General features: G+C 67.2%; 4 protein-coding genes and 1 pseudogene. 3 read left to right on the forward strand and 2 right to left on the reverse strand.

Annotated elements, in window-relative coordinates; translation table 11 throughout:
• Nucleotides 1-370: 370 nt before the first annotated feature.
• On the reverse strand, nt 371-574 hold the full coding sequence (locus DQW85_RS28435) for a hypothetical protein (protein WP_113702949.1): 204 nt from the start codon (nt 572-574) through the stop codon (nt 371-373).
• Between the two features lie 88 nt (nt 575-662).
• On the opposite strand from DQW85_RS28435, the gene DQW85_RS47950 reads away from it, so the two are divergent.
• Complete coding sequence (locus tag DQW85_RS47950; RefSeq protein WP_338043425.1) at nt 663-884, forward strand: SbtR family transcriptional regulator; 222 nt, start codon at nt 663-665, stop codon at nt 882-884.
• Between the two features lie 20 nt (nt 885-904).
• Here the strand turns inward: DQW85_RS47950 and DQW85_RS28445 are convergent, their stop codons facing one another.
• Entirely contained in the window at nt 905-1,492 is a 588-nt protein-coding gene (locus DQW85_RS28445) for a recombinase family protein (protein WP_113702951.1), read from the reverse strand.
• Nucleotides 1,493-1,580: 88 nt separating this feature from the next.
• On the opposite strand from DQW85_RS28445, the pseudogene DQW85_RS28450 reads away from it, so the two are divergent.
• Both DQW85_RS28450 and DQW85_RS28455 read left to right on the forward strand, forming a co-directional pair.
• Nucleotides 1,581-5,038, forward strand: a pseudogene (locus tag DQW85_RS28450) (Tn3 family transposase).
• A 21-nt stretch (nt 5,039-5,059) separates the two neighbouring features.
• On the forward strand, nt 5,060-5,360 hold a 301-nt coding region (locus tag DQW85_RS28455), incomplete at its 3' end, for a recombinase family protein (RefSeq protein ID WP_162795447.1).

Consider the following 5,360-nt stretch of genomic DNA (forward strand, 5'->3'; position numbering starts at 1 on the left):
CTACGACGTCGGCAAAACCGTCAAACGAGAAACCACCCTCGCCGCCCGGCTCGGACAGACAGGTTAAAGATCAAGCTAAGAGGGTGTTTCGATCCCCGTAAGTGATCTTGGATCACACTCGGGGTGAGTCGAAAGGACCTTGTCTGCCTGGGATTGTCAGGTCTCGCGATCAAGCGCATGCCATGTGTTGGTGGTCCGCATCCCGCCGTTGTCCCGTACGTCTCGTGCGAGGGGAGAGCGGACCATGCCCACCATGATCGGGCACGTCACCCAGGAGCGTTACGACCAGATCGTCACCCGCGGCCGAGAACTGGTCGAGCTCCAGACCCGTTCCCAATTGGGTGCGGCTCCTCCTGAGTGACTGAAGCGATCAAGCCGTAAGGGCGTACCCGTCCTGGTAGCCGGTCTGATGGACGCGCTCGTGTTGCCGGGCGAGATGGAAAGTCCAGTACTCCTCCAGATGACCGTTGGCGACCAGCGCGCGGAGCTTCAGCACCGCCCCGGCCAGGCCCCACCGCGCCCCGGCCAGGTCGAACCTGTCGGCGATCAGATGACGGCACGCGCCCTCGGCCACCCCGGTCGCGATCGGCTATCCCGCCTCCAGCGCCTGGTCATACCGCAGATGCTCGGCGTTGTTGGACAGATAGCGGATGCACGCGTCGATGCCGTCACGGTGCTGCGCGAGGCAGGCGCTGATACAGCGACTCGACGAGCTGGTACGGCAAGCGCAGGTGGACGGTGCGATGCGTTCAGATGTGGGCACCGGCGACCTCATGGAACTGCTCAACGTGTTCGCCTGCCACCCAGGCGTCATCCCAGAGCGCTTCCTCCCCTTCATGCTCGACGGCCTGGACCGGCGTTGGCCTTGCCGCCGTAGCAGGTGATCGGGACAAGCACGCTCCTCCTACGCCGAGACCGGCTTGTCGGGGTCAAGGTGGCGGTAGATCGTGGCGCGGCTGACGCCGAGCCGGTCGGCGATCTGCTGGACGGTGTAGCGGCGTTTGCCGTCGTCGCCCTTCATCTCGTACAGCGCCCGGGCCATCTCCACTCCGTGGGCGTCCAGGGCCGCCGGTCGCCCGCCGACGCGTCCGCGCGCGCGGGCCGAGGCCAGTCCTTCAAGGGTGCCTTCGACGATGAGTTCGCGGAGGAACCCGTCGAAGGCACCGAACATATGGAACTGCAGGCGTCCACCCGGTGTGGAGGTGTCGATGCCCTGCTTGAGCACCAGGAGGTCGACTTCACGCTCACGGAGCTGCGCCGCCAAGTCCAGCAGGTGGCGCAGCGAACGGGCGGCGCGCGACAGGCGGGTGATGACGAAGGTGTCGCCAGGCCTGAGGTAGTCCAGCGCCTTGTCGAGCTCGGGGCGTCGATCAAACTTTCCTGACGCCTTGTCGACGAAGATCCGGTCGCATCCGGTCTCGGTGAGGGCGTCGCGCTGACTATCGGGGTTCTGGTCGCGGGGGGACACCCGCCCGTAGCCCGGGTGCAACACGAATACGGCAGAAACGGGCCGCGGGTTGATCAGCGGTCGTTAGGATCTGAGGGTTCGCGCTGGTTGGTGACGGTTTCCGGGGGTTCGGGTGGCGTCGATCGATCGGACGGCGTACCCGAGGTTCGCGCGGGCGGTATCCGCGCGGGAGTTGGCAGAGGTGTTCACTCCGTCGGCTGGCGAGGTGGAGTGGGCGCCGGGCAAGACGCAGGATGATCAGCACCTGCTGGCGTTGCTGGTGTGGTTGAAGGCCTACCAGCGGCTGGGGTACTTCCCGAAGCTGGCGGAGGTCCCGGCGGTGGTGGCTGAGCACATTCGTGGTGTGGTCGGGCTGCCGGAAGGTGTGGTGCTGACCGATGCCGCGGAGCGGTCGGCCAAGCGGCACCGGAGTTTCGTGCGCCAGCGCATGGGCGTGGCCTATGACGCGGCGGGGGTACGGGCGGTGGCTGCCGAGGCGATCCGCAAGGCGGCTCAGGCGAAGGACAACCCGGCCGATCTGATCAATGTGGCGTTGGAGGAGCTGGTCCGGGCCCGGTGCGAGCTGCCCGGCTACACGACGCTGGACGAGCTGACCAAGAAGATCCGCACCGAGGTGAACCGTGGATTCTTCGCGCTGGTGGCGGGCCGCGTCGACGCGGCGGCCCGCGCGAGGTTGGGCCGGTTGCTGGTGGTTGATCCGGTCACCCGGCGCAGTGAGTACGACGGGCTGAAGGACGTGGCGCAGGCGGCTTCCTTGGGCAAGTTCAAGGGCCGCCTGGCGTTCTTGCGGGACCTGGACGCGCTCGGTCCGACCGAGTCGTGGTTGGAGGGCGTCCCACCGGGGAAGATCGCGCATTTCGCGGGCGAGGCACGGGTGACCCATGTCGCTGACTTGCGCCGGGTGCTGGATGAGGACAAGCGGCTGACGCTGATCGTCAGCCTGCTGCACACGGTCCGGACCGGAGTTCGCGATGACGTGGTGACGATGTTCTGCAAGCGGATGGCCGCGATCCACAAGAAGGGCCGCGACCAGTTGGAGACGCTGCGGGAGATGCACCGCGCCGAGTCCGAACGGCTCTTGGGCGTGTTCGGCGATGTTCTGGACGGCGTCCGTGAGGCCCTCAGCCCGGCAGAGCAGCAGCCCGATGAGGGCGCCGACGCCGCGGTGGACGCGCGGGAGAGCGGTGCCGCCGACGAGGGCCAGGAGGCGGTGGCCGAGCGGACGGGACGGCTGGTGCTCAAGGCCATCCAGCAGGCCGGCGGCCTGAACGCGCTGGCGGCCGCGCACGAGGCGGTCTCGGCCCATCACGGCAACAACTATCTGCCCCCGTTGGAGGCGCACTACCGATCCCACCGGTCAGCGCTGTTCACGCTGGTGGAGTCGATCGACCTGGAGTCGACCAACGCCGACCGCAGCGTCCTGGACGCCGTGGAGTACCTCCAAGCCCAGCGCGGCGCGCGTGGCGCGTTCGTCCCCAACCAGGTCACCGTGGAGCGGGAGGGCCCGGGGGGCGCTGCGGTGACGGTGAGGTTGTCGGTCGATGTGGACGCGTTCGCCTCGGCGATGTGGCGGAAGATCCTCAAAGATCCGAACCGGCCCGGGATGCTGGTGCGCCGCCACCTGGCGGTGTGCGTGTTCTCCTACCTGGCATCGGAGCTGCGCTCGGGGGACATCGCGGTGGCGGGATCGGACTCCTACGCCAACCTGCATGATCAGCTGATGTCCTGGGAGGAGTGCGAGCCGCTGGTCGAGAAGTTCTGCGCCGAGGCCGGGCTGCCGACCGACGCGGCCGAGCTGACCAGCCACTACAAGCGGCTCCTGGCGAAGGTCGCCGCCGGGGTCGACGCCGGCTACCCGGGCAACACCGACCTGGTGCTGGAAGGCGGGCGGCCCGTCCTGCGCCGTCGCAAAGGGGCCGAGCGCAGCAAGGAAGCGCTCGAGCTGGAGGAGGCCGTACACGACCGGCTCCCGCAGCGCGACCTGCTGGACATCCTCACCCGCACCGCGTACCAGCTGGGCTGGCACCACCACTTCGGGCCCGCCTCCGGCTCGGACCCGAAGATCAAGGACACGCTCGGCCGGTATGTGCTGATGGTGTTCACCTACGGCACCTTGCTCGGCCCGGCCCAGGTCGCCGCGCACATGCGCGGCCAGATCAGCGCCGCCGAAATCGCCATGGCCGCGAACAGGCACGCCACCAGCGAGAAGGTCGACAAAGCCTCCACGACCGTGATCAACGGGTTCAACCAGCTCGACATCACCTCGATGTGGGGCGACGGCAAGACCGTGGCGGCCGACGGCTCCCAGATGGAGACCTGGGAGAACAACCTGCTCGCCGAATCCCACATCCGCTACGGCGGCTACGGCGGGCTGGCCTACCGGCACATCTCCAACACCTACGTGGCGCTGTTCTCCCACTTCATCCCGTGCGGGGTGTGGGAGGCGGTCTACATCATCGAGGGCCTGCTACGCAACGCCTCGGAGATCCAGCCGGACACCATCCACGCAGATAGCCAAGGCCAGTCGCTGCCGGGCTTCGGCCTCGCCGCGCTGCTGGGGTTCGACCTGCTGCCGCGTATCCGCAACTGGCACGATTTGATCTTCTACCGGCCTGACCCCGACACCCCTACCAGCACATCGACTCCCTGTTCGGCGACGAGGTGATCGACTGGCGGCTGATCGAGACCCACTGGAGCGACCTGCTGCGCACCGTGATCTCCATCCGCGAGAACCGGATTTCCTCGATCACCCTGCTACGCCGCCTGGGCAACCACTCCCGCAAGAACCGCCTCTACCGCGCCTTCCGCGAGCTCGGCCGCGCCGTGCGCACCATCACGCTGCTGCGCTACCTGTCCGATCCGGACCTGCGCGAGCAGATCACCCAGGTCACCAACCGCAACGAGGCATTCCACGGCTTCGCCGACTGGCTGGTGTTCGGCGGCAAGCTCATCGGCCACAACGACCCGGACTACTACGAGAAGATCATCAAGTTCAACGAGCTGCTCGCCAACTGCGTGATCTACTCCACTGCCTGCGACATCACCGACGCCGCCAACGCCATCGCCGCCGAAGGCCGCCCTGTCGACCCCGATGACCTGGCCGCCACCTCCCTACATCACCCACACCATCCGCCGGTTCGGAAACTGGATCCTCAACCTCACCCCGCCGGCCCAAGCGCCCACCACCCGCCTCGATCTCGAATCCCGCGTCCTGTTCGCCCCATGACGCAGCGTCCCGGCGGCCATGCCTCGTGTCGACTTTCTGGACGGAGGTTTGTGGACGATGTTTCCCCAGCTCGCTATGGCGTCCAGAAAGGTAGACGTTTCCGGACGGGACGGGGAACCCATGACCTTCATCTACGACGGCCAGCGGCCGAAGGTCTTGCGAGCTCAGGTCGACGGGAAGGACGGATACGTCCTGCTTCCCGATCAGGACGACCCCGAAGGGGCGATCTACTTCTCCTCCTGGCAGGGCGGCCTCACCCGGTGGGTGTCGGAACTATCCCTTATCGTCGGCCAGACCCCGCCGGACGACCTCCCGACCCTACCTCCAGACGCCCTGACCCCTGACCACGCCCGCCACGAGGACCCATGGGCCGCATCATCGCCTACGCGCGAGTCTCCATTCGCGACCAAAACCCCCAGCTCCAGCTCAACGCCCTCGCCGAGGACGGCTACGACGTCCTGTTCACGGAGAAGATCTCCAGTCGGCTGCGCGGGAACCGTCCCGAATTCGCCGCCGTCCTGACCGAACTGCGCCCCGGCGACACGTTGAAGTTCTGGAAGTCCGATCGCTGGGGCCGCTCGGCCGCACACGTGCTGACCGTGGTGACCGAGCTGCGCGAACGCGGGGTCAAGGTCGTCTCGCTGACCGAGAACTTCGACCTGGACA

This window comes from Nonomuraea lactucae (assembly GCF_003313395.1).
Lineage (GTDB): Bacteria > Actinomycetota > Actinomycetes > Streptosporangiales > Streptosporangiaceae > Nonomuraea > Nonomuraea lactucae.